This window comes from Pseudomonas sp. LB3P14 (assembly GCF_054898045.1).
Window position 1 is genome coordinate 5,925,135 of record NZ_CM142714.1, and the last position, 25,042, is coordinate 5,950,176.

Annotated in this window: 20 protein-coding genes; 8 read left to right on the forward strand and 12 right to left on the reverse strand. The window is 60.2% G+C overall.

Annotation, left to right across the window (positions count from 1 at the left end; all coding sequences use genetic code 11):
* The first annotated feature begins 1 nt into the window (after nt 1).
* The 6 genes from creD (at nt 2) to ACYZT5_RS27120 (ending at nt 7,317) form a co-directional block, all read left to right on the forward strand.
* Nucleotides 2-1,372, forward strand: coding sequence for a cell envelope integrity protein CreD (gene creD / locus ACYZT5_RS27095; protein ID WP_462048166.1), 1,371 nt, complete (start codon nt 2-4; stop codon nt 1,370-1,372).
* A 328-nt stretch (nt 1,373-1,700) separates the two neighbouring features.
* Entirely contained in the window at nt 1,701-2,717 is a 1,017-nt protein-coding gene (gene sbnA, locus ACYZT5_RS27100; protein WP_462048167.1) for a 2,3-diaminopropionate biosynthesis protein SbnA, read from the forward strand.
* Entirely contained in the window at nt 2,710-3,717 is a 1,008-nt protein-coding gene (gene sbnB, locus ACYZT5_RS27105; RefSeq protein ID WP_462048168.1) for a 2,3-diaminopropionate biosynthesis protein SbnB, read from the forward strand. The genes sbnA and sbnB overlap by 8 nt, the downstream gene beginning before the upstream one ends.
* Complete coding sequence (locus ACYZT5_RS27110; protein ID WP_462048169.1) at nt 3,711-5,525, forward strand: FAD/NAD(P)-binding protein; 1,815 nt, start codon at nt 3,711-3,713, stop codon at nt 5,523-5,525. Before sbnB ends, ACYZT5_RS27110 begins: the two co-directional genes overlap by 7 nt.
* 161 nt (nt 5,526-5,686) lie before the next feature.
* The gene (locus ACYZT5_RS27115) at nt 5,687-6,664 is read left to right on the forward strand and encodes a hypothetical protein (RefSeq protein ID WP_462048170.1); all 978 of its coding nucleotides are present in this window, start codon (nt 5,687-5,689) and stop codon (nt 6,662-6,664) included.
* A gap of 38 nt (nt 6,665-6,702) precedes the next feature.
* Entirely contained in the window at nt 6,703-7,317 is a 615-nt protein-coding gene (locus ACYZT5_RS27120; protein WP_462048171.1) for a LysE family transporter, read from the forward strand.
* A 6-nt stretch (nt 7,318-7,323) separates the two neighbouring features.
* Here ACYZT5_RS27120 and ACYZT5_RS27125 read toward each other — a convergent pair whose 3' ends face one another.
* The 7 genes from ACYZT5_RS27125 to ACYZT5_RS27155 all read right to left on the reverse strand — a co-directional run bounded on the left by ACYZT5_RS27125 (nt 7,324) and on the right by ACYZT5_RS27155 (nt 15,720).
* On the reverse strand, nt 7,324-7,503 hold the full coding sequence (locus ACYZT5_RS27125) for a hypothetical protein (protein ID WP_462048172.1): 180 nt from the start codon (nt 7,501-7,503) through the stop codon (nt 7,324-7,326).
* Nucleotides 7,500-8,630, reverse strand: coding sequence for a PepSY-associated TM helix domain-containing protein (locus ACYZT5_RS27130; protein WP_462048173.1), 1,131 nt, complete (start codon nt 8,628-8,630; stop codon nt 7,500-7,502). Before ACYZT5_RS27130 ends, ACYZT5_RS27125 begins: the two co-directional genes overlap by 4 nt.
* Before the next feature lie 72 nt (nt 8,631-8,702).
* On the reverse strand, nt 8,703-11,132 hold the full coding sequence (locus ACYZT5_RS27135) for a TonB-dependent siderophore receptor (protein ID WP_462048174.1): 2,430 nt from the start codon (nt 11,130-11,132) through the stop codon (nt 8,703-8,705).
* Nucleotides 11,133-11,350: 218 nt separating this feature from the next.
* The gene (locus tag ACYZT5_RS27140) at nt 11,351-12,322 is read right to left on the reverse strand and encodes a FecR domain-containing protein (protein WP_462048175.1); all 972 of its coding nucleotides are present in this window, start codon (nt 12,320-12,322) and stop codon (nt 11,351-11,353) included.
* Nucleotides 12,319-12,837 carry an RNA polymerase sigma factor gene (locus tag ACYZT5_RS27145; protein ID WP_462048176.1) on the reverse strand — a complete coding sequence of 173 codons (519 nt, stop codon included), beginning with the start codon at nt 12,835-12,837 and terminating at the stop codon, nt 12,319-12,321. The genes ACYZT5_RS27140 and ACYZT5_RS27145 overlap by 4 nt, the downstream gene beginning before the upstream one ends.
* A 244-nt stretch (nt 12,838-13,081) precedes the next feature.
* Nucleotides 13,082-13,789: a 3'-5' exonuclease gene (locus tag ACYZT5_RS27150; RefSeq protein ID WP_462048177.1), complete on the reverse strand. Its 708-nt coding sequence runs from the start codon at nt 13,787-13,789 to the stop codon at nt 13,082-13,084.
* Nucleotides 13,786-15,720, reverse strand: coding sequence for a putative nucleotidyltransferase substrate binding domain-containing protein (locus tag ACYZT5_RS27155; RefSeq protein WP_462048178.1), 1,935 nt, complete (start codon nt 15,718-15,720; stop codon nt 13,786-13,788). The genes ACYZT5_RS27150 and ACYZT5_RS27155 overlap by 4 nt, the downstream gene beginning before the upstream one ends.
* Nucleotides 15,721-15,979: 259 nt before the next feature.
* Between ACYZT5_RS27155 and ACYZT5_RS27160 the strand changes: the two genes are divergently transcribed.
* On the forward strand, nt 15,980-16,426 hold the full coding sequence (locus ACYZT5_RS27160) for a response regulator (RefSeq protein ID WP_462048179.1): 447 nt from the start codon (nt 15,980-15,982) through the stop codon (nt 16,424-16,426).
* A gap of 186 nt (nt 16,427-16,612) precedes the next feature.
* Here ACYZT5_RS27160 and ACYZT5_RS27165 read toward each other — a convergent pair whose 3' ends face one another.
* Nucleotides 16,613-18,790, reverse strand: coding sequence for a malate synthase G (locus ACYZT5_RS27165; protein ID WP_462048180.1), 2,178 nt, complete (start codon nt 18,788-18,790; stop codon nt 16,613-16,615).
* 477 nt (nt 18,791-19,267) lie between these two features.
* On the opposite strand from ACYZT5_RS27165, the gene ACYZT5_RS27170 reads away from it, so the two are divergent.
* The gene (locus ACYZT5_RS27170; protein WP_007947710.1) at nt 19,268-19,786 is read left to right on the forward strand and encodes a glycine cleavage system transcriptional repressor; all 519 of its coding nucleotides are present in this window, start codon (nt 19,268-19,270) and stop codon (nt 19,784-19,786) included.
* Nucleotides 19,787-20,001: 215 nt separating this feature from the next.
* Here the strand turns inward: ACYZT5_RS27170 and rarD are convergent, their stop codons facing one another.
* The 4 genes from rarD to ACYZT5_RS27190 all read right to left on the reverse strand — a co-directional run bounded on the left by rarD (nt 20,002) and on the right by ACYZT5_RS27190 (nt 24,989).
* On the reverse strand, nt 20,002-20,889 hold the full coding sequence (rarD, locus tag ACYZT5_RS27175) for an EamA family transporter RarD (protein WP_462048181.1): 888 nt from the start codon (nt 20,887-20,889) through the stop codon (nt 20,002-20,004).
* Between the two features lie 204 nt (nt 20,890-21,093).
* On the reverse strand, nt 21,094-22,068 hold the full coding sequence (locus ACYZT5_RS27180; protein ID WP_462048182.1) for a serine/threonine protein kinase: 975 nt from the start codon (nt 22,066-22,068) through the stop codon (nt 21,094-21,096).
* A gap of 196 nt (nt 22,069-22,264) precedes the next feature.
* On the reverse strand, nt 22,265-24,166 hold the full coding sequence (locus tag ACYZT5_RS27185; protein ID WP_462048183.1) for a PhoX family protein: 1,902 nt from the start codon (nt 24,164-24,166) through the stop codon (nt 22,265-22,267).
* 58 nt (nt 24,167-24,224) lie between these two features.
* A complete protein-coding gene (locus ACYZT5_RS27190; RefSeq protein ID WP_462048184.1) occupies nt 24,225-24,989 on the reverse strand; it encodes a TOBE domain-containing protein in 765 nt (254 codons plus the stop codon).
* Nucleotides 24,990-25,042: the final 53 nt, after the last annotated feature.

The window sequence follows — 25,042 nt, forward strand, 5'->3', positions numbered from 1 at the left end:
CATGAACCGCAGCCTGACCATTAAACTCGGGGCAATTGCCCTTCTGATTCTGCTATTGCTCATCCCGTTGCTGATGATCAACGGCATCATCCAGGACCGTCAGCAACTGCGCGACGGCGTCATCGAAGACATCGCCCGCAGCTCCAGCTACAGCCAGCAACTGAGCGGGCCATTGATGGTGGTGCCGTATCGCAAAGTGGTGCGCACCTGGAAGCTCAACGAGAAAACCAACGAGCGTTATCAGGACGTGGGTGAAGAACGCGGCCGTTTGTATTTCCTCCCGGAGCGCTTCGAACTCGACGGCGACGTCCAGACTGAACTGCGTTCTCGGGGCATTTATGAGGCACGGCTGTTTCATGCGGACAACCGCATTAGCGGGCATTTCTCGGTACCGGCTCAATTGGGTATCAAGGACGACTTCGTCGATTACCAGTTCGACCAGCCGTTTTTGGCGGTCGGGATCAGCGATATTCGTGGCATCGAAAATGCCCTGAAGCTCGAGCTCAATGGCCAGAAACTCGACTTCGTCCCCGGTAGCCAGGTGGGCTGGTTGGGGGAGGGCGTGCATGTAACCTTGCCGGCGCTCGACACGAAACAAGCCACGGAACTGGCCTTCGGTTTTGACCTGCGTTTGCAAGGCACTGGTCAGTTACAGATCCTGCCGGTGGGCAAGACCAGCAAGGTTTCGCTGGCCGCCAATTGGCCGCATCCGAGTTTCATCGGCAATTACCTGCCGGCCCAGCGTGAAGTGAGCGATCAGGGCTTCACCGCCCATTGGCAGACCTCGTTTTTCTCGACCAACCTGCAAGAGGCCTTGAGCAGCTGCGTGTCTGGCGGCGGTTGCGAAGCCTACACCGGCCGTAGTTTCGGCGTGAGCTTCATCGACCCGGTGGATCAGTACCTGAAAAGCGATCGGGCCATCAAATATGCGTTGCTGTTTATCGTCCTGACCTTCGCCAGTTTCTTTCTCTTCGAAGTGCTGAAAAGCCTGGCGGTACACCCGGTGCAATACGCTCTGGTGGGCGTGGCCCTGGCGTTTTTCTATCTGTTGTTGCTGTCGCTGTCCGAGCACATCGGGTTTTCCCTGGCGTACCTGTTGTCGGCCAGCGGCTGTGTGTTGTTGATCGGTTTTTATGTCTGCCATGTGTTGCGCAGCGTGCGCCACGGCTTGAGTTTTTCGGCGGGATTGGCGGCGTTGTATGGCTTGCTCTATGGCTTGCTCAGTGCAGAGGATTACGCGTTGCTGATGGGTTCGCTGCTGTTGTTCGGGTTGTTGGGCGTGTTTATGGTGCTGACCCGCAAGCTGGACTGGTATGGGATTGGGCAGAAGTCGGCCAAGCCGTTGGCGTTTGATATTGGGGTGGTGGAATGAGCCGGTCGTTGGGGTTGCGTGAGGATCAGCGGGAGGGCGAGGTGTTGGCGACGCTGATTCACGGGTTGTTTTCGTTAGATCCGCTAAAGCCGCGATTCGGGCCAGCGCGCGCCCGTCCTGGCCGTCATCGACCCGCGCGTCGAAGCAACGACTGACCTCCAATCTTTGCAACGCGACGTCACGGGTTGTCGTTGCGCAGGCCAGTTCTTCCGCAACGGCAATCCAGTTCTTCCTCCAGGCGCATTGTTGCCTTGGACCGGTGTGTTTACTTTTGAACGACGCATGCAGCGCGCTCAACTTAAATCTGCCGGTAAAAGGGACTTTCTTTATGGGCACCATTGCTGATGTCATCAACGACAAGAATTTTGTCACGCTCAAGAATCTGCACTTCAGTTCTCTGCATCTGAAGCTCGAAGGGTTGAACCCGGCGGGCTCGGTCAAGATGAAAACCGCTCAGTGGCTGATTGCCGATCAGGAACGAAGAGGCGGCATTGCCCACGACAGTGTATTGATCGAGTCTTCCTCCGGGAGTCTCGGGGTCGCCCTGAGTCTGATTTGCGCACAGCGCGGCTACCGCTTCCGCTGCGTGGTCGACCCGAACACCACCGCACAGAACATCAAGCTGATGAAGGCCTATGGTGCCGAGGTTGTTGTCATCGACACCCGCGATGAGAACGGAGGTTTCCTCGGGTCGCGGATTCAATACATCAAGGATCTATCGAGCAAGGACGCGCGCTACCTCTGGCTCAATCAGTACGCCAACCCGGAAAATCCACGCGCGCACGCTCACACCACCGCCCGATCGATCGCCGAGCAATTCGAGCATATCGATTACCTGTTCGTGGGCGCCGGCACCACCGGCACCTTGATGGGGTGTGTTCAATATTTCCGCGCTAACCGTCCCACGACCCGAATTGTCGCGGTCGACAGCGTCGGCTCCGTGACGTTTGGCGGCGAACCGGGCAAACGCCATATACCGGGGCTGGGCACCAGTCGTCGGCCGGAGATCTTCAGTAAAGAAGGTATCGACGCTTTCCAGATGGTTTCCGAAGCGGACACCGTCGCCATGTGCCGTTATCTGGCGCGAACCAATGGAGTGCTGGCAGGAGGTTCCACCGGTACCGTCCTGGCGGCGGTTTATGCGTGCCGTCAGCAATTACAGGCGAATGCGGTCATCGTCGCGATTTCTCCGGACATGGGCGAGCGTTATCTGGACAGCGTCTACGACGATGCCTGGGTCAAAGAACGGTTTGGCACCCGGCCATTGAGCGGTTCATTGCTGGCCACTGGCGCGACCTTCCTCCCTTCGAGCAATCCCGAAGCTCTGGAGGTGGCCTATGTTTGAATTTTCCGTAGTCTCCGGGCGCGTCATCCGCAACATCCTCGAGGAACAACCGCGTTTAGCCCTGCGCAGCGTCGAGGCCGCGTACCTGGCGCACCATCATGGCCAGACCATTAACCCGGACAGTTACTTCCTGCGGTTTCCCCAGGCACCGGCCAATCGCATCATTGCCTTGCCGGCGTCGGTGGCGGGGGACATAAACGTTGCGGGGATCAAATGGATCTCCAGTTTCCCCTCGAATATCGCCAAAGGCATTCCACGCGCTTCGGCGGCACTGATTCTCAACGATCAGCAAACGGGTTATCCCTTTGCTTGTCTGGAGGCTTCGCTGATCAGCGCTGCGCGTACTGCCGCGTCGGCCGTATTGGGCGCCTACTGGTGCAACCGACAATCGCGCAACGCCCGCAGCATCAGCTTCATCGGTGCAGGGATCATTGCGCGCAATATCTTCGATACGTTTATTGCCGATGAGTGGAATTTTGACCGGGTAGGCATCCACGATACGTTCCGCGATTACTCCGTGGCCTTCCAGGAGCATGTCCTGCACAGCAGTGGTTTGCCGGCGTTCATCGACACCGAACTGGAAGAAGCACTGCGGGCCGATATCGTCGTGTTCGCCACCAATGGCGGCAGCCCGTATGTACCTGCCCACTGGCGTTTTGAGTCGCGGCAAGTGGTGCTGAACATTTCCCTGCGCGATCTGGCGCCCGAATCGATTCTGGCGGCGAACAATGTGTTCGACGACGTGGAGCATTGTCTCAAGGCCGCTACCTCACCACACCTTGCCGAACAACTGTCCGGTGATCGCGCCTTCGTGACCGGCACCCTGGCGCAATTGATCCTCGGCGAAGTGACGTTGCCTGATGATCGCGCGCGGATCTTTTCGCCGTTCGGAATGGGCATCCTCGACCTGGCGCTGGGTAAACATGTGTATGACCAGGCCCGCAAACAGGGAACGGTGGTGCCCATCGATGGCTTCTTCGCGGAGACAAGCCGATGGTGACGCCTGAAACAACGTCCGGTGGCGCCATTCCCTTGCGCATCGGTATCGTCGGTCTTGGCTCGCGCGGGTTGGGCATTCTGGAGCGATTGCTGGCGCTGGCGCCACGCCTGGCGCCACGACTTATCGAGGTGACCATCTTCGAGCCTGATCGACCGGGCAGTGGTTTGCACCGCAGCGACCAGCCAGACTACCTGCTGCTCAATACCATTGCCTGTCAGCTGTCGGTGTTTCCGGACCGGGCGGCCATCGGCGCCGCCGGTCGCAGCGGACCGGACTTTTACACTTGGTGCGTGGAGCGTCGATTGCGCCTGAGTGAGGATGGCCAGGTGTCGCCCGACGCCGGGCGGCCGGTCGAGCCGACAGACTTCCTGCCACGCCGTTTGCTTGGCGAATACCTTCACTGGGCCTACGCGGCGATCACCAATCAGTTGCCGCTCAACGTGCGTCTGCGTTTGTTGCAAGAGCAAGCCATCGACGTCTTCCCTCTGCACGGCACACGGGGTTACCGACTGTATGGCAGTGCGCAGACTCAGGTCGATGTCGACCGGCTGTTCGTCACCGTTGGCCACACCGGGCAGCGCGAGCCAGTGTCGGCAGACGAGGCGTCGCTGATTGCCAGTGTTTACCCGCTGCCGTCCAGCCTGGCGGCGATACGGGCAGGAGCGGTCGTCGGTATCGAGGGCTTTGGTCTGGCATCAATGGACACGCTGGCGGCGCTCACCAAAGGTCGCGGCGGTCGTTTTGTGCGCACTGAGGACGGGTTGCGTTATCTCAGCAGTGGCCAGGAGCCAGAACTTATTCTGTATAGCCGTGGCGGCTTGCCGTTCCGCGCCCGACCGTTTTCCCGCGCTGATCGTGTCCGCCATCAGGCGCTGTTCGCCACCCCGGCGCAGATCGAGTTTTTGCGTGAACAGCACGAGGGCCGGCAGCTGGATTTCGAAGCCGACTTGCTGCCGTTGCTCCTAGCCGAGATGCGCGCCGCGTACTACCTGGCGTGTTCGCCGCAGGTGGAGGCATCCGTGCTGCAACGGGCATTCCACGAGGATCGGCTGGACGCGGAGTTTACGGCGCTGGCGCAGCAATGGGGGCGCTTCGAACCGCTCGAGCACCTGTTGCTGACATTGCCAGCCCTGGGGTCTATCCCGTATGCGCAGTGGGTGCGGGCCTTTATTGCCGACGATCTGGCCGAGAGTCAGCGCGGAGTCGCCGCCAGCCCGCTGAAGTCGGCGCTGGAAGTCTGGCGCGACGTGGCCGGCCCGGAACTGCCGCGGGTGCTGGAGAAAATCAAGTCCTACGATCCAACGCTAGACATCAGCGTGCGGGTCGGGGCGTCGCATGACTTGCTGGCGGAGTTCGATCGCGAGGAGGTCGACGTCGCCATCGTGCGCAACGAAAGACATCGGCGAGATGCCGAGAGTCTCTTCGAAGATCGTTACGGCTGGTTCGCTGATCTGTCGATGCGAACGCGCGGTGATCCGATGCCGCTGGTGACCGTCGATGACGCCTGCGGCATACGCGGCACCGCGATCCGTTTGCTGGCCCAGGAAGGTATTCAGTGGTCCGATGCGTTTATCGGCGGCGGTGTGTCCACGGCGTTGTACGCGGCGGCGGCGGGTATCGGCGTCGCGCCGTTGCCGACGCGGTTGGCGGCATCACGATTGATCGATGTCGGCGAGCTGTTCGGACTGCCACCGCTACCGACCGTGGAAATGGTCATGTACTCCCGGTGGATGGACGCGCATACCCGCGAGAGCCTGCGCATTCTGGCTGGCGCCTTTCGCGGTGTGGCCGTCACGCATCTTGCCTGAAGACCCGAGGCAGAGCCGTCGCGCGACGGGATCAGTGGCGGTTAATGCATGAGCAAAGAAGTTAATCGTCTTTGCCTCGCTGCAGTCACTTACGTAGCATCAAACTTTTAATGGAATGAGCGACAAGTTCAGTGAAGAACTACTTTTTGAGCCGTGAGGCCATGTCTGAGGCATTCGATAGCGCTGCCCTGCGCCGGGTTCGAACTCAGGCGGATACGAACGTCGCCCTGGCGCGTCACTTGCGGGTCGCTGGTGGCGTCGACAGGCCGTTACCGGTCCTCAACGATTGGCCCGAAGTCACTCAGGCGAGCCTGCGCATCAGGGCCTTGGCGCGCAAGCGTACAGGCTCGGCACTCGCTCATCTGCTCGGCTGCATACAAGACATGTCCGGCGAGCCGGACAGCGCCGAGGTCAGGTGGGAAGGTGAGGCTGCCTTGTTGTCAGCAATTTCGGGTGGCGGGGCGGCGCAGGCCAGCCAGCTATCAGGTCATCCGGGTTGGGCAATCAATGCCGGGCAATTGCAGATCGAGGATGCACGCGAGGCTGGCCGCTATATCCTGGTCGCTGAAACCGAGCCTGGCGAGACGGCGATTTTCTTGATCGCCGACCGCTCACCGGGCGTCCTGCAAACGAGCCTCGGCGACGGATTCATCAACCGCCCCTGCATTGCCCTGAGTGGCGTCCCGACGTTGCACTGTTTGCCGGTCCGGGCGCTAGGCGCTGGCGAGTCGGGCAATGTCATCGTCACCCTATGGTTTGCTTCGCTGTTGTGCGGGATGACTGACCGATTGTTTTCAATGACCAAGGCGCTCCACACCACCGTTGATCCCCGCCAGGCTCCGCGCCAGTTCAATGATCCGGCACTGCAACGCTGCCTGGCGCGCATCGATGCCCTGCTTCTGACCCAGGAAATGTCATTGCGCACTATGCTGACAGTCAATGCCGAAGGATCTGTGGATCCCGCCATGGCTCGATCCAACAGTCACCGCATCATCGAAAGTGCTTTCCAGGCCAGCAGCATGGTGCTTCGCACTTTGCGTGATACTCAAGACATTGATTTGCTCGACTCGATCCGCCTGCAGGTGCAGGCAGTGACGGCCATTTATGGCGTCAGCGCCAAGCTCGTCGCGGGGCGGTAGCCCGGGACACGATCCACTCACGGACAAGGTAGAGACTTATGGTTAATTGGGCAGCGGTGCTGGCGGTCTTTTCGGTGTACTGCGCCGGGGTGGTCATCCCCGGACCAAACTTTGTCGCCGTAGCGCACAAAGCGGCGTCATCGACGATCACCGAAGCGTTCATGCTGGTCGCCGGCATCGTGGTGGTGAATCTGTTTTGGGCGACCTGCGCGATTCTGGGGATTGGCATGGTGTTTACGCTGCTGCCATGGTTGGCAGTCGTCATCAAGTTCCTCGGCGCTGCCTACCTGATCTGGTTCGGCGCCCGGCTGATCGTGTTGCGCGGCGCCGGCCTGAACAGTGCACCCGGCGCGCTCACCGTGACACGCCGCAAAGCGTTCCTGCAGGGAGTTGCGACCAACATTGCCAACCCGAAATCGATCGCGTTCTATGCCGCCATTTTTTCTGCAGCAGCCCCTCCCCACGTCAGCATCGAAACCTTTGCGGCGATGCTCGCAGTTGTCGCGATTGTTGCCTCGCTCTGGTACGGCTTTGTCGCTCTGGCGCTGTCGCATCGGCGTGTCGCCGACGTGTACAGGAAACAGAAGCGCTGGATCGATTCGGTCTGTGGCAGCGTGATCATTCTGTTGGGCGTGCGGCAAATGCTCCGCTAAGACTACTCAGCGGCGCCGCACCAGCCCTCGAATGCCGATGACGGCAGGAATGCCCAACCCGAGCCAACTCAAACCATCCCAAACGCCATCCCCCAGCAGTGCAGCAAACAACCCGGCGGCACTCAGCAGCGCGATCACCGTCGGGGTGGCGAAGACTTTCCAGAAGTTCGACTGCCTCGGCTTCATGCCGTTTGCTCCACTTTTTCCAGCACCGGTTTCGCCGCCTTGCGCCGCACCACCCACAGATAAATCCCGCTGCCCAGGACAATGATGGTCAGCCCATCCAGCGTCGCCCAGAGGATCTTCATCGGCATGCCGCCGTAATCACCGAAGTGCAGCGGTTGTGACATGCCCATGGCGTCCATGTACCACGGCCGTTCGGCCACGGCGGTGACTTGCAGGGTGTTGGCGTCGATCAGCACCGGTGTCAGCAGGTGCGAGGTCAGGTGGGTGCTGCCTTTCATGAACACCGCGTAATGGTGTTCGCTGGAGAATCGTGTGCCGGGGAAGGCGATAAAGTCCGGCTGCATGCCCGGTGCGACTTCCTTGGCGATGTCGAGCAAACGGGTCGCGGGCGCCAGTTGTGTCAGGGGCGGCGCGTCGCGGTACGGCGCGATCATCGCGCTCAGACTGTCGTTGCGCCACGCAGCGATCAGCAGGTCGGCGCAGGCACTGATGACGCCGGTGACGCCGACCACCAAGGCCCAGGTCAAGGTCACCACGCCGATCAAGTTGTGCAGATCGAGCCAGCGCAGGCGGGTGGATTTGTCCTGGCGCACGGTGGCGAAATTCAAACGGCGCATGAACGGCAGGTACAGCACCGTCCCGGAAACAATTGCCACCACGAACAGAATGCCCATGAACGCCAGCAGCAACTTGCCCGGCAGGCCGGCGAACATGTCCACGTGCAGGCGCAACATGATCATCATGAAGCCGCCGTTGGCTGACGGCATCTCCAGCGCTTCACCGGTGCGAGCGTCGAGCATGAAGGTGTGAGACGAGTTCGGTTCAGTGCCGGCGGTGGCCGCCATGATCGCAATCGCGGCGTTGGGTTCTTCTTCGTCAAAGCCGAAATACTGCATGACTTCGCCAGGACGATGCTGTTCAGCCGCCTGCACCAACTGCTGCAAATTCAGCAGCGGGGTGTTCGCCGGCATTGGCTTCAATTCAGCGGCATCGCCCAGCAGGTGGTCGATCTCGTGGTGGAAGATCAGCGGCAAGCCGGTCAGCGCGAGCATCAGCAGAAAGACCGTGCAGATCAGGCTGGTCCAGGTGTGAACGTAGGAGCAGCGGCGGATTGTTTTACTTTTCATTTCATAGCCTTCAGAAATACCAAAGCCGTCCATTTCGGACGGCTCGGGTCTTGGGCGTGTCAGGTCAGGCGATTACCACTTGTAAGTTGCACTGGCGACGACGCTGCGTTGGTCGCCGTAGTAGCAATAAAAGCTGTCACAGGTGGAGATGTAATCCTTGTCCAACAGGTTGGTGGCGTTGAGTGCCAGAGAGGCGCCTTTCAGGCTGTTATCCAGACGGCCCAGGTCGTAATGAACGGCGGCGTCGAACACGGTGTAGGCGTCAGCCTTGCCGAGCGAGGTATTGCCTTGGTCGCCGTAGGTATTGCCGGTGTAACGAGCGCCGGTGCCGATGCCGAAACCATCCAGTACGCCGTTGTGCCAGGTGTAGTCGGCCCACAGCGAAGCCTGTTGGTTGGGCATCAGTTGCAGGCGATTGCCTTTGAAATCGCCTTTCTGCACTTCGGATTTGGCCAGGGTGTAAGCGGCGATGACCTTGAGGTTCTCGGTCACGTCGGAGACGGCTTCCAGTTCCAGACCTTTGACTTTCACTTCACCGGTCTGGCTGGTGATCGAAACGCCGTTCGAGTTGGTCGTGGTGACGGAGACGTTTTTCTGGGTCAGGTCGTAGACCGCAGCGGTCAGCAGGGTGCTGCTGCCAGGAGGTTGGTACTTGATGCCCAGTTCCCACTGCTTGCCTTCAGTCGGCTTGAACGAATCGGTCGGTGATGCCGTGGCGTTGCTGGTCGGTTGGAACGACTCGGCGTAGGACAAGTAGGGCACGAAGCCCGAGTCGAACACGTAGCTGATCGCCGCGTTGCCGCTGAAGTTCTTGTCCCGTTCGGTGTTGGTGGCATCGCCCTTGTTGAAGAACTTGGTGCTGGTGTGAACCCAGTCTTCACGACCCCCCAACGTCAGGCGCCATTGGTCGAGGGCCATCTGGTCCTGGACGTAAAGACCGGTCTGGTAGGTCTTCTGGTCGTAATCGTAGAAAGCCGCCGAGCGTGGCGGACGAACGATGGGCTGGCCATAGATCGGGTTGTTGACGTTGGTGGTCAGACCGTCGCCGAAGATCGAGGTGTAGTGGGTGTTGGTGCGCTGGTGATCGAGGCCGATCAACAGGGTGTGACGGATGTCGCCGGTCGCGAAGTCGCCCTGGAAGTTGTTGTCCACGGCGAACTGGCTGATGTCCTCGTCGACACTGGTGCTCGAACGACCCACGTTGCCCTCGGCATCGACCTGGGTGAACGGATAGGCGCCGGGGGTGAGGACCTGGAAGGACAGGTCCGATTTTGTGTAACGCAGGTTCTGCTTGAACTGCCAGACATCGTTCAAACGATGTTCAAAGGCGTAGCCCAGCGCGTAGTAGGTGCGGTCGTAGAATTCCCAGTCCGGGTCGCCCAGATTCTTGTGGTGGGAGATCTTGCCGAGGGGCGAGTGGATTTTGGTGCCCTGCACCGGCAGGAACTGGCTGGTGATGCCGGTATCGTCGCGGGTGAACTGGGTGAGCAGGGTGAACCGGGTGTCTTCGTCGATGTTCCAGGTCAGGCTCGGCGCGATGTTGTAGCGCTTGTTGTCGACGTGGTCGATCTGCGTGCCGCTGTCGCGCACCACACCGCTCAGACCGTAGAGGAACTGGCCTTCGTCGTCGATCTTGCCGGTGCTGGCGAAGTTGATCTGGCGATGGTTGTCACTGCCATATTGCACCTGGATTTCGTTGCTCGACTCAGCGCTGGGGCGACGGCTGACCATGTCGAGCAAGCCGCCTGGCGGGGTCTGGCCGTAAACCGATGAGGCCGGGCCGCGCAGCAGGGCGAGGCGGTCCAGGTTCCAGGTTTCCTGTTTCGGGTTGGCGTACACGCCTTTTGGTAGCGGTAGGCCGTCGAGGAATTGAGTCGGTTCGAAACCGCGCACGCGCAACCAGTCGGCACGGGTGTCGCTGCCGTAGCTGCTGGCGACGATGCCGGGCATGTAACGCACCGCGTCATCGAGGCTATGCACGCTGCGGTCGTCCATTTGCTCGCGGGTGGCGACTGAAATCGAGCGCGGTGCTTCGACCAGCGCGGTATCGGTCTTGGTACCGGCGGCGGTGCGGGTGGCCAAATAACCTTCCACCGGGCCCCAGGCACTTTCGGTATTTTCTACGCCAATGACGGCGGTTTCCGGCAGGGCCATCACACCTTCGGGCACGGCCACCAAGCTGTAAGTGCCAGCGCTGCTCTGTTCCAGTTGCAGACCGGTGCCGCGCAAGGCTTCGCGCAGCGCGCCGGTTGCGTCGAACTGGCCTTTGACCGGTGCAGAGGTCTTGCCCGCCGCCAGTGAAGGATTCAACGACAGCGCCAGGCCCGCCTGGCTGGCGATCTGGTTCAGGGTGCTGGCCAATGGCGCGGCCGGCAGGTTGTAGGCGCGAACGCTGGACGCCTGTTCAGCGGCGATCAGCTGACTGCTGGCCAGAGGGAAGCAAAGGGCAATGGCGACTGCCAGCAAACTGGGGCGCAACAAGGTGTCTAGCGAACGGGACATACGGCGGCTCCTGAATGGAAATGTTTCTCAATTGCCTAGGTGCCGAACGAGAATTCAAAAGTGATAGGGCTGATTGAAAATAATTTCGATTCAGTAAAATCTTTATCCGGATCGTTCCCACGCTCTGCGTGGGAATGCCTCAATGGACGCTCTGCGTCCGCTTCGGCATGTGACGCGGAGCGTCACGGGCTGCATTCCCACGCAGAGCGTGGGAACGATCATTTAGCGTCTGTCTTCGCCACGACCGTCACCCACCACGGCGTGTGCTGTTCGATCTGCACCGGCAGGGTCGGCAATAGCGCGCTCAGCGCCTTGTCGGTGTCATGCAGCGGGAAGCTGCCGGTGATTCGCAGGTCGGCAATCTCGGGTGCAACACCCAAATGCCCGCGTCGATAGCGACTGAGTTCATGGACCAGGTCTTCCAATCGCGTGTTGTCCACCACCAGCATGCCGCGGGTCCAGGCATCGGCGCCAAGGTTGAGCGCAACGATCGGCCCGAGGCCATTGCTGCGCATCAGGACTTGCTGGCCTTCACGCAAAATCTGTTCTTCAGGACTCGACTCGGGATGAGCCGCCACTGCCGATTTCAGCACGCTCAGGCGCGTGCCTTCTTCTTCGCGTTTGACCAGGAACCTTGTCCCCAGTGCGCGCAGGCTGCCTTCGCGGGTTTCGACGATAAACGGCCGGGCGTCACCATGGCCGGTTTCGACAAGGATTTCCCCTTCCTGGAGGATGATCAGTCGCTGCGTTTCATCGAAACGCACGTCCACGGCACTGTGAGTATTGAGGTTGATCAGCGTGCCGTCGGTCAGGCGCAGGGTGCGTTGCTCACCGGTGGCGGTGCGCTGGTCGGCCAGCCAATAGTCGATCGGCAGATAACGATCACCGGCGAACAGCGCCAACCCGATCACCGCGACGATGCTGGCCACGCCGCTGCCGAGTTTGCGCACTCGACGGCGGATGCTCTCCCGCGATTGCAGTAACGCGGTGCGTGCCGGGCCGCTGGCAACGCTGAAGCGCTGGTCGAGCATGCCCAGTTGGCGCCATGCCCGCGCATGTTCTTCGTGGGCGGCATGCCATTTGGCGAACTCTTCGCGCTCCACCGGGTTGCTGGAGTCCAGGGACAATTGCCAGGCAATCGCGGCATCCAGCACCTGCGCCGAGACGGGTTTGGAGCTGACCGGACTCATACTGGCTCACCGTACAAAGCGATGTAGCACTGACGAATGCCCTGGGCCAGGTACTGACGAACTCGCGGCACTGACACACCCAGGCGCTCGGCGATTTCGGCATGGCCGAGGCCGTCGAGGCGGTTATAGAGAAACGCCGCCCGGGCCTTGCTTGAAAGCTTGCCGAGCAGACGGTCGATGGCTTTGAGGTCTTCGAGGATCAGTTGCTGTTCCTCCACTGACGGTTGTTCACCTTCAGGGATCAGCATCAGTTCCGTGAGGTAGGCCTGCTCCAGCGCGGCACGGCGGAAATAGTCGAACAGCAGACCCTTGGCAATCGCCACCAGAAACGCGCGTGGCTCACGCGGCGCCTTCAGCTCTTCACGACCCAGCAAGCGCACGAACGTGTCCTGACTCAGGTCTTCGGCTCGTTGCGGACAGGCCACGTTGCGTCGCAGCCAAGCCAATAGCCAACCGCGATGGTCGCGATACAACGCACCAACGAGCTCACTTTGAGGGCTTTGGACTGACGACACGCAGCATCACCGATTGGGAAGTGTTAACTAACGAGAATTGTTCGCGATTGTGGCAGAGGCGGGGGAGGTAAGCAATTGGCGCTGGTCGGGTGTTTTTGACGGGGTGTCAGTTGGACCGCGTCATCGTTCTTCGCGGGCAAGCCTCGCTCCCACAGGTATTGTGTCGTTCGCCAATTTCGCAAACGACACAATACCTGTGGGAGCGAGGCTTGCCCGCGAAGGGGCCGGAACAGGCGCAGCGTATCTAAAAGGAAGGCGCTCGCTGCCGCCGCTTCCACTGATTCATCCGCTGCTGCAAATTCAAAGGGCTATGAATCTGCAATTGCCGCGCCCGGCTGAACAAAATCAACGCCAGCTCAGCGGTGGCCAACGCATCGGCACTGGCATTGTGGCGCTCGAACACTTCCAGTTTGAACCAGTCGATCCACTCATCCAGCCCGGCATCGCGAATGTGCGCCTGAGGGCAAAGCAGCGGCGCGATGTCTGCCACATCCAGAAACGGATGCTGCAACTTGTAGCCCAGATGGTCTTTCAGCGCCCGCCCGAGCATGTGCTGATCGAACGGCGCATGAAACGCCAGCACCGGACTGTCGCCGACGAACTCCATGAATTCGACCAGGGCCTGAGCCGGATCGCTGCCGGCGGCAATCGCACTCGGCCCCAGGCCATGGATCAACACGCTCGGAGCCAACTTCATGTCGGCGCATTGCAACGTGCGTTCGAACTGCTGGCTGAAATCGATCGCGCCGTCCTCGATCACTACCGCGCCGATGGACAACACCCGATCCTTGTTCAGGTTCAGCCCGGTGGTTTCCAGGTCGAGTACCACCCAGCGCTGTTCGCGCAGGCTGCATTCGCCGAACTCTGCCGCCAAGGGCAAGCGTTGCAGACGTTGTTGAAGTTCGCCGGGAAGGCTCGGACCTGCCGGGCGCAGCCATGAAAACAGGCTCATAGCTGATACCGCAGGGCCAGGCTGCTTTGCAGGCGTTGTGCCTGGCGCAGGGATTCACGCAGGATCCGTCGATCCAGATGATTGAGGCTGTCCGGATCCACCCGGTTGGAGTAGGGCAAGTTCTCCCGGGTCTGTAGCTGATGTTGCTGCATGCGGGCTTGCTGGATGAAGTGATAGGCCTCTTCGTACGCCGCACCGTCCAGCCGTTCGATGACTTCTTTGGCTACCAGTTGGCGAAAGCGCTCCAGCGTGTTGTTCGCCTCGATCCCATGGGCCAACGCGAGCAGTCGGGCACCGTCCACAAAAGGGGTCAACCCTTGGACTTTCAAGTCCAGGGTGGCTTTCTCGCCATTCTTGCGGGCCAGTACGAACTCACGGAAACGTCCTACGGGCGGACGGTTGCGCAGGGCGTTCTCGGCCATCATCCGTTGGAATAGCCGGTTGTCATTCACCTGATCGAGAATTCCCCGACGCAGCTGCTCGCAGCCTTGCTCGTCACCCCAAACCACCCGCAAGTCGAAATAAATGCTCGAACCCAGCAGGTTCTCCGGCGTTGCTTCGCGGATAAACGCCGCAAAACGTCGCGACCATTCGGCCCGGGACAGACACAACTCGGGGTTGCCGGCCATGATATTGCCCTTGCACAGGGTGAAACCGCAGAGCGCCAGGCTCTGGTTGATCTGCTGGGCAATGGGCAGCAATTTGCCGCGAATCTCGGCGGCATGGGCCGCGTCCCGGGCTTCGAACAGAATGCCGTTGTCCTGATCGGTGTGCAGCGTCTGTTCGCGACGACCTTCGCTACCAAAGCACAGCCAGCTGAACGGCACACCTGGGTCGCCTTTCTCGGCGAGTGTCAGTTCGATCACCCGGCACACGGTGTGGTCGTTGAGCAGGGTGATGATGTGCGTGATCTGGGTTGAAGAGGCGCCGTGGGCCAGCATGCGCTCCACCAGTTGACCGATCTCGCCGCGCATCGAAACCAGGTTTTCTACGCGCTGGGCGCTGCGGAGGGTCCGCGCCAGATGCACCAGGTCGACCCGTTGCAGGGAAAACAAATCACGTTCCGAGACCACGCCGCAGAGGCGATGATCCTTTACCAGGCAGACGTGGGCGATGTGCCGCTCGGTCATGGCAATCGCCGCATCGAAGGCGCTGTGGTCCGGCGACAGGAAAAACGGCGCCTGGGTCATGTGCCGTTCGATGGCTTCGTTGAAGTCGTTGGTGCCGTCGGCCACCACATGGCGCAGGTCGCGCAGGGTGAAAATCCCCAGCGGCGCTTTATGTTCGTCGACCACCACAATGCTGCCGACCTGCTGCTCGTGCATCCGGGTCACGGCTTCACGCAGCGGCGTGGCCGGGCTGCAGGTCACCGGATGACGCATGGCCAATTCGCCCAGTCGGGTATTGAGCGAGTACTGGGTGCCGAGGGTTTCCACGGCTTTTTGCTGGACTTGCTGGTTAACCTGATCCAGCAGGCTGCTCACGCCGCGTAGGGAAAAGTCGCGAAACGCGTTGGAAAGTGCGAACAGTTTGATGAACGCCAGCTTGTTCAGCTGTAGGCAAAAGGTGTCTTCGGCCGCGAGGTGTTCGGTGCGGGTTGCACGCTCCCCCAGCAACGCGGCGAGGGGGAAGCACTCGCCGGTGGTGATTTCGAAGGTGGTTTCGGTCCCGCCCTTGGCCGTGTGGGGACGTTCACCCACGACTCGGCCTTGTTTGACGATGTAGAAATGTTCAACCGGACCGTCGGCGGGCTTGATGATGCACTCGCCGGGGGCATAAAAACGCAGCTGACACTGCTCGACCAGGTACGCCAGGTGGGCGTGTTCCATTTGATTGAAGGGCGGGAAGCGCTGAAGGAATTGCAAAGTGCCCTGGATGTTCTGCAACACCGCGGTTTTCCCTGCCTGTGTGAAGGCGTCCGCTTTACTCATAACGATTACCGCAGTCTTTTTTTGAATTGTGGTTGTCGGATGACTCACTCATGGTCGGCCTCTGCGTGCAGGGTGCCCATTGGACGTAAGTCTAGGTAGGCAGTGAAGCTGTCGGTATTTGGGAAAAGTCCGACGCAACTGTGGGAAAAACCTCCTACATTGGCTATAGGAAAACTTTCCGACGAAGTGCACCCTGAAGGTTTACTGGGTGATGTCACACGGAAGTGATAGCAATTGAATTGGAAACGCAGAGAAAGCCATGTCCGACCACGATATTTTGAGTGACGCCGAGCGCAAGGCCCTGAGTGACGTCATGCTGGAACCTGACCTGCCGCCACAGCGAGTACTGATCGTCGACGACGATAAAGACGCGCGTGAGCTGCTGTCGGAGATTCTGGCGCTGGACGGGGTGCGCTCCATGACCGCTGCCAGTGGTGAAACTGCACTCAAGATGTTGGAGACGACGCCATCGATCGGCCTGGTCATTACGGATCTGCGGATGAGGAATGTCGATGGCCTGGACCTGATCCGCCAGGTGCGTGAGTCGGTTCGGGCGGCAATGCCGATCATCATTGTTTCCGGTGACGCCGACGTGAAAGATGCGATCGCTGCGATGCATTTGAGCGTGGTCGACTTCCTGCTCAAACCTGTCGATACCGGCAAGCTGTTGGCGCTGGTCAAGCATGAGTTGGGAATGGATGTGTAGGAACCAATGATCGTTCCCACGCTCTGCGTGGGAATGCAGCCCGGGACGCTCCGCGTCCCATTCAGTGCCGAACGCGGAGCGTCCGTGGAGGCATTCCCACGCAGAGCGTGGGAACGATCTAACCCACAAACAAAAAAGCCCTGATCTTTCGATCAGGGCTTTTTTTGTACGGCTGTCAGCGTTTAGTTACAGGCCATTGGCAGCCTTGAACTCGCGGCGACGACGGTGCAGTACCGGCTCGGTGTAGCCGTTCGGCTGCTTCGTGCCTTCGACCACCAGTTCGACCGCCGCCTGGAAGGCGATGTTGCTGTCGAAGTTCGGTGCCAGCGGACGATACAGCGCGTCGTTGGCGTTCTGACGGTCAACCACTGGCGCCATGCGCTTGAGGCTTTCCAAGACCTGATCTTCGGTGACGATGCCGTGACGCAGCCAGTTGGCGATGTGCTGGCTGGAAATCCGCAGCGTCGCACGGTCTTCCATCAGACCGATGTCATTGATGTCCGGCACTTTCGAGCAACCGACGCCCTGGTCAATCCAGCGCACCACGTAACCGAGAATGCCCTGGGCGTTGTTGTCCAGTTCGTTCTTGATCTGCTCAGCAGTCCAGTCTGGATTGACGGCCAACGGGATGGTCAGGATGTCATCCACCGAAGCGCGCGCACGTTTGGCCAGTTCGGCCTGGCGGGCGAACACGTCGACCTTGTGGTAGTGCAGCGCGTGCAGCGCAGCAGCGGTCGGCGATGGAACCCAAGCGGTGTTGGCACCGGCCAGCGGGTGAGCGATTTTCTGTTCGAGCATCGCGGCCATCAGGTCCGGCATCGCCCACATGCCTTTACCGATCTGGGCGCGACCTTGCAGGCCGGTACTCAAACCGATATCGACGTTCCAGTTCTCGTAGGCGCCGATCCACTTCTCAGCCTTCATGTCCGCCTTGCGCACCATCGGGCCGGCTTCCATGGAGGTGTGGATTTCATCGCCGGTACGGTCGAGGAAACCGGTGTTGATGAACACTACACGCTCGCTGGCGGCCTTGATGCAGGCCTTGAGGTTGATCGTGGTACGGCGCTCCTCGTCCATGATCCCGACTTTCAGCGTGTTGCGCGGCAGGCCGAGCACGTCTTCGATGCGACCGAACAGCTCGTTGGTGAACGCCGCTTCTTCCGGGCCGTGCATCTTTGGCTTTACGATATAGACCGAGCCAGTACGGCTGTTCTTGCGCGTGTTATTGCCGTTGAGGCTGTGGATCGCCGCCAGGCTGGTGACCAGGCCGTCGAGAATGCCTTCCGGCACTTCGTTGCCATCTTTGTCGAGGATCGCGTCGATGGTCATCAGATGACCGACATTGCGCACGAACAACAACGAACGACCATGCAGGCTCAGTTCTTTACCGTCGACACCGGTATAAGTGCGGTCGGCATTCATGGTGCGGGTAAAGGTCTGACCGCCCTTGGAGACTTCTTCCGACAGATCGCCCTTCATCAGGCCGAGCCAATTGCGGTAGATCACCACTTTGTCATCGGCATCGACGGCGGCGACCGAGTCTTCGCAGTCCATGATGGTGGTCAGCGCGGCTTCCATCAGGATGTCTTTGACACCGGCAGCGTCGGTCTGGCCGACCGGGGTGCTGGCGTCGACCTGGATTTCGAAGTGCAGGCCGTTGTTCTTCAGCAGGATCGCGGTCGGTGCAGCTGCATCGCCGTGGAAACCGATCAGCTGGACATCGTCGCGCAGGCCGGTGTTGCTGCCGCCTTTAAGGGCGACCACCAGTTTTCCGTCAACGATCTTGTAGGCGGTGGAATCGACGTGAGTGCCGGCAGCCAATGGCGCCGCTTCATCGAGGAAGGCACGGGCGAAGGCGATGACCTTGTCACCGCGAACCTTGTTGTAGCCTTTGCCTTTTTCCGCGCCGTCAGCCTCGCTGATGGCGTCGGTGCCGTAGAGCGCGTCATACAGCGAACCCCAGCGGGCGTTCGAGGCATTGAGCGCGAAGCGGGCGTTCATCACCGGAACCACGAGCTGTGGACCGGCCATGCGGGCGATTTCGTCATCGACGTTTTGCGTCGTTGCCTGGAAATCAGCCGCTTCTGGCAGCAGATAACCGATGTCTTGCAAGAAGGCTTTATAGGCCACGGCGTCGTGTGGTTGCCCGGCACGGGATTGGTGCCAGCCACCGATACGAGCCTGGATATCATCGCGTTTGGCGAGTAGGGCTTTGTTCTTCGGTGCCAGGTCATGAATGACCTTGTCGGCACCGGCCCAGAACTTATCGGCGGTGAGGCCGGTACCGGGAATGGCTTCGTTGTTTACGAAGTCGAACAGGACTTTGGCGACCTGCAGGCCACCGACTTGAACGTGTTCAGTCATTGCTTGCCTCACTCTGCTCAGCTATTTCGCTTTTCAGCTCTTCAATTTAACAATGAAGCCTTTGGCATTTAAACCACAAACCCCTTCCACCAGTACATGCCATTTCGGGCGGCTGGGACGGAACCGATCAACGGCTTCAAGGCCTTGCTGATAGGGCTTTCAGGGCTGCGACTGCGCCTGGGCAGACATCGATCCAACGTTATGTAGTGCGCGCTGCGGCATACTACATGATGAATTGCGGTTGTGAAAATTAGACTAATTACGTCGTACTGCGACCCCATGACGCATTGCGGTCACGTCGGGGAACGGGATGTTCTCAAAAAACTATTGGATTGTTCCAGTTAAATATAAAAACTTGTACACATAATCTTCCATTCACTGCTATGCAGCTTTGGTTTTCCGAGGCACCGAGCCGATTCCCGCCCCTTGCCTATACTTGGTCTTCTATAACAAAAGTCATGACCAGAGGGCTGCGCCATGGACCACCTCGTACTCACTGTATTCGCTCCAGACAAGCCAGGGCAGGTCGAGCGCATCGCCCAGTGCATTGCCGAACACGGCGGTAACTGGCTGGAAAGTCGCATGTCGCGCATGGCCGGGCAGTTCGCCGGGATTCTTCGTGTGGGCGTGCCGGCCGAGGCCTACGATGAACTGGTGGATGCCCTACAGGCGTTGTCCGCCCATGGCATTCGCGTGCTGATTGCCGAAAGCGGCATCGAGCAATCGTGCACCTGGAAACCGATTGCCATGGAATTGGTGGGCAATGACCGCCCGGGGATCGTTCGCGACATCACGCGTCTGCTGAGTGAGCAGGGGGTGAACCTGGAGCGTCTGGTGACCGAAGTACGTCCGGCGCCGATGAGCAGCGAGCCTCTGTTCCACGCTGAAGCGATTCTCGCCGTGCCGCTGACGCTGTCCCTGGACGTGCTGCAATCGCGACTGGAAACCCTGGCGGACGATTTGATGGTCGAATTGGTACTGCGCAGTGAACCCTGAAAAGGTTATCCAAGTTATACGTGCACCTGCCTGTGGATAACCTGTAGAGACAGCCCGCCAGGCCACGTCGGCCGGGACTCTTCAGAATCTGATCAAAAAACCAGCAGTTTCAGGGACTTGCGCACAAACGCCGGGGATCACGCTGTGGATAACCTTGGGAATGATCGGTGCAGGCCACGGGAATCGTGGCCTGCAGAGGTTTGTGTGTTTTTTGATCAGCGGCGGCGGCGCAGGCTGACCCAGGCGTCGACGCTGTAAACCGCCAAGCCTGCCCAGATAAAGATGAACGCTACCAGTGTGCTGGACGACAAATGTTCGCCAAACAGCAGAACGGCCTGCAACAGCACCAGCGTCGGCGCCAGGTACTGGAGGAATCCCAACGTCGTGTAGGGCAAATGCCGTGCAGCGGCGTTAAAACACACCAGCGGCACCAGCGTCACTGGACCGGCGGCCACCAGCCACCAGGCTTCGGACGTGGTCCAGAATTCGGCTTGAGCGCTGCTCGCGGTGGGGTTGAACAGCAACCACGCGACGGCAATCGGCACCAGCATCCAGGTTTCCACCACCAGTCCAGGTAACGCTTTGACCGGTGCCTGCTTGCGGATCAGTCCGTAGAAACCGAAGGTTAGCGCCAGCACCAGGGACACCCACGGCAGGCTGCCGACTTGCCAAACCTGTTGCGCGACGCCGACCGTCGCCAGGCCTACCGCCAGCCATTGCATGCGTCGCAGTCGTTCGCCAAGGATCAACATGCCCAAGAGCACGTTCACCAGCGGGTTGATGTAGTAACCGAGGCTGGCTTCGAGCATGCGCCCGTTGTTCACCGACCAGACGTAGGTCAGCCAGTTGGCCGCGATCAGCGTGCCGCTCAGGGCCAGGATCGCCAGGCGTTTCGGGTTGTCACGCAACTCGCGCCACCAACCCGGATGTTTCCACACCATCAGCAGCAAAGCGCCGAACAGCGCGGACCAGAGCACGCGGTGGATGATGATCTCCACGGCAGGCACGCTGGCGATGGCTTTGAAGTAGAGCGGGAAAAGTCCCCAGATGATGTAGGCACTCAGGCCCAGGATGTACCCGCGACGCGGGTTGGCAGCTTGCATGCAGAATCCTTGCTTAGGCAGCTAACAAAGAGGAGATTGTAAGGAGATTTGTCTTCGAATGTCCTACCTGAATAGGTTGGGCAATTGTGAACACAACACCTGTGGGAGCGAGCCTGCTCGCGAAAGCGGTTGGTCAGTCACTGATGTGCTGAATGTGCCGCCGTATTCGCGAGCAGGCTCGCTCCCACAGGGTTTCAGTGTGTGTCAGAAAAGTTTTAATGGTTCTTCGTTGAGTGCAGCCAGTTGTTCGCGCAATGCCAACACCTGATCGCCCCAATACCGTTCCGTGCCGAACCACGGAAAACTGTGTGGGAATGCCGGGTCTTCCCAGCGGCGGGCGAGCCAGGCGCTGTAGTGCATCAGGCGCAAGGCGCGCAGCGGTTCGATCAACGCCAGTTCCCGCGGATCGAAGTCGTGGAACTCACCGTAGCCGTCCATCAATTCCGACAACTGACCGAGACATTCCTGACGATCACCGGCGAGCATCATCCAGATGTCCTGCACCGCGGGGCCCATGCGGCAGTCGTCGAGGTCGACGATATGGAACATCTCGTCGCGGCACATCATGTTGCCGGGGTGGCAGTCGCCGTGCATGCGGATGTTCTTGTGCGGTGTAACGTTGTAGACCTCTTCCACACGCTTGAGCAGGTCGCGGGCCACCGACTCGTAGGCTGGCAGCAAACTGCGCGGTATGAAATTGCCTTCGAGTAATGTCGTCAGCGAGTTATGACCGAAGTTATTCACGCCCAGCGCTTCGCGGTGTTCGAACGGCTTTGTAGCGCCGACGGCGTGCAGGCGACCGAGCAGTTGCCCCAGGCGATACAGCTGATCGAGATTGCCGGGCTCTGGCGCACGGCCACCACGGCGGGGGAACAGGGTGAATCGGAAACCGTTGTGTTCGTGCAGGCTGGCACCGTTGTGAATCATCGGCGCGACCACCGGCACGTCGCACTCGGCGAGTTCGAAGGTGAATTGGTGCTCTTCGAGAATCGCTTCGTTGGTCCAGCGCTGCGGGCGGTAGAACTTGGCGATCAGCGGCTCGGAGTCTTCGATGCCGACCTGATAGACACGGTTCTCGTAGCTGTTGAGCGCCAGAATGCGCGCGTCGCTGAGAAAGCCGATGCTTTCGACGGCATCGAGCACGAGGTCTGGGGTGAGGGTTGCAAACGGGTGGGCCATGCTGACTCCTGCGCGCGGCAGGCTGCCGCGTCCGGCCAAGCATGGTAGCGCAGACGGGCCTTCTTTAGGGGGATCGTTCCCACGCTCTGCGTGGGAATGCAGCCGGGGACGCTCCGCGTCCCCCAGAAGCGGACGCGGAGCGTCCGGTGAGGCATTCCCACGCAGAGCGTGGGAACGATCATTTACTGCGGCCCTGTCAGGCGCCGACGATCCCGCCATCTTCCCGGGAAATCGCCATCACCGAAGACCGCGGCTTGCCATTTGGCAGATGCTCAGGGAACGTCGACCCACCGTTCTCCCCCGGATGCTGAATCCCGACAAACAAGGTCTTCTGGTCTGGCGAGAAGCTGATTCCCGTCACCTCACAGCCCACCGGCCCGACCATGAAGCGCCGAATCTCCCCGGTTACCGGATCAGCGCAGAGCATCTGATTGTTGCCCATGCCCGCGAAATCACCGGCATTGCTCGAGTCCCCATCGGTGAGAATCCATAGGCGCCCAGCTTTGTCGAACCCCAAACCATCCGGACTGTTGAACATGTTCTGTGGCGTGATGTTCGACGAACCGCCCTTCGGCGTGCCGGCGTGGACGCCCGGGTTGCCGGCGACCACAAACAGGTCCCAGGAAAAGCTTTTGGCGCCGTGATCGTCACGGTCGGTGCGCCAGCGCAGAATCTGCCCATAGACGTTTTTCTCGCGCGGGTTGGGTCCGCCCACCGGCTGGCCATCCTCGCCACGCTTGGCGTTGTTGGTCAGCGTGCAATAAACCTGGCCATCCTTGGGGCTGACGACGATCCATTCCGGGCGGTCCATGCGCGTAGCTTTCACCACACTGGCGGCGAGGCGTGCGTGAATCAGCACTTCGGCCTGATCGGCGAAACCGCTGCTGGCGTCGATGCCGTTTTTACCGTGGGTCAGTTCGATCCATTCGCCCTGGCCTTTCGGATGATCGGCATTGCCATCGCCCGCATCGAAGCGCGCCACGTACAAAATGCCGTGGTCCAGCAGGTCGCGGTTGGCCTTGGGGTTTTTATGGTTGATCTTGTCGCGGCTGACGAATTTGTAGATGAACTCGCCGCGCTCATCGTCGCCCATGTACACCACGGCGTGACCGTCATCGGTTTCGGCAAGGGCGGCGTTTTCATGTTTGAAACGACCCAGCGCGGTGCGTTTGACCGGCGTCGATTGCGGGTCGAACGGGTCGATTTCCACCACCCAGCCGTGACGGTTGAGTTCGTTGGGGTTTTTGGCCAGGTCGAAGCGCTCGTCGTGCGGGTGCCAGTTGATCTCTTTGCTGGTCGCCACCGCGCCGTAGCGTTTCTGCGCGGCGTCGAACTTTTGCTCGGCATTGCTGCTGCCGAAGCAGTCGGTGAAGTTTTCTTCACAGGTCAGATACGTGCCCCAAGGCGTTTTGCCGTTGGCGCAGTTCTGGAAGGTGCCAAGGACCTTCTTGCCGTGTGGGTCGACACTGGTTTTCAGCAGCGCGTGGCCGGCGGCCGGGCCGCTCAGGCTGATCGGCGCGTTGCCGTGGATGCGCCGGTTGTAACGCGAACCCTGGACGAACTGCCACTGGCCACTCTTGCGCTGTACTTCGATCACCGACACGCCTTCACAGGCCAACGCCTTGCGCACGTCAGCAGCCGACTGCGGCATGCCGCCGTGGGCGTAGAGGTAGCGATAGTTGGTGTATTCGTTGTTGATCGCCATCAGCGCCCGGTCTTTGTCACCGGGGAATTCGAACAGGCTCATGCCGTCATTGTTGTCGCCGAACTGGATTTCCTGATGCTCGGCCGAGCCGTTGCCACTCGGGTCGAACGCCGGGCCGTTCTTCTGCAGGGGCTGGCCCCAGCTGATCAACACCGAAGATTTGTAACCTGGCGGCAGGCTGATGGCGTCGCTGGTGGCGGCGGGAATACTGTCAAAACCCAACAGTTTGCTGGAGCCGGCGCTGACACTCGCAGCCAGCACGCTGCGGCTCAGCAGGTTGCCGCCCAGGAACATCGCGGCACCGCAAAGGGCGCCAGCGCTGATGAAGCCACGACGGCTGAGACCGACCATTTTCTCGAGGTCGGTGGATTGGTTGTCTTCTAATAGGCTCACATCAGGCTCCCTGCGGGTTTTTGCAGTCACCTTAATGAGCGTTAATGACGCTTGTGTTTCAGAGCGGTGTACCGAGCAAAACGTTGGACGGCGCGAATTGCACCCGCACCGGTTTATCGGCGGCGAGGCCGAGGGTTGTCAAGTGCAGCGGTTCGGCCAGCGCGCAGAGGGTCTGGCCATTGGGCAGGCCGATGCGCACTTCGCTGGGGCCGTCTTCGGCGTCGAGAATTTCCTCGATGATGCCCTTCAGGCAATTATTGCCGGGTGTTGCCACTTGATCGTTGCCCAGCAACTCAAGCCAACCGGCCTTGATCAGTGCGACCACTTCGGTGCCGGTTTCGAGTTCCAGACGCAAGGTGCTGTCGTGAGTAATCTGTGCATCGATGCTCAAGCCTTCGGCCAATTCGAGACGAATCCGGTCGTTGTGCCCTTGGTTATCGATCGCCACGACCTTGCCATGCAATTGATTGCGCGCGCTGGTTCTGAGCATCAGCCGACCGAGCAGGTCCAGATCGCTGGCATCTTCGGCGGCTTCCAGCACCTGAGTCTGCAAGGCTTGCAGCTTTTGATACAGGCGCAATACGCGCTCGCCTTCGCTGGAGAGTTTGGCGCCGCCGCCGCCCTTGCCGCCGACACTGCGCTCCACCAACGGCTTTTGCGCGAGGTTGTTCAACTCATCGATGGCGTCCCAGGCCGCTTTGTAACTCAGGCCCGCGCTTTTGGCAGCGCGGGTGATCGAGCCCTGTTCGGCAATGTGTTGCAGCAACGCAATGCGCTGCGGGCGACGGACAATGTGCTGGGACAACAACGTAGGCAAGGACATGACAAGACGCTTTAGGCGGTGGCGATGGGAAGGACGTTGGCGGCTTGGGGCCC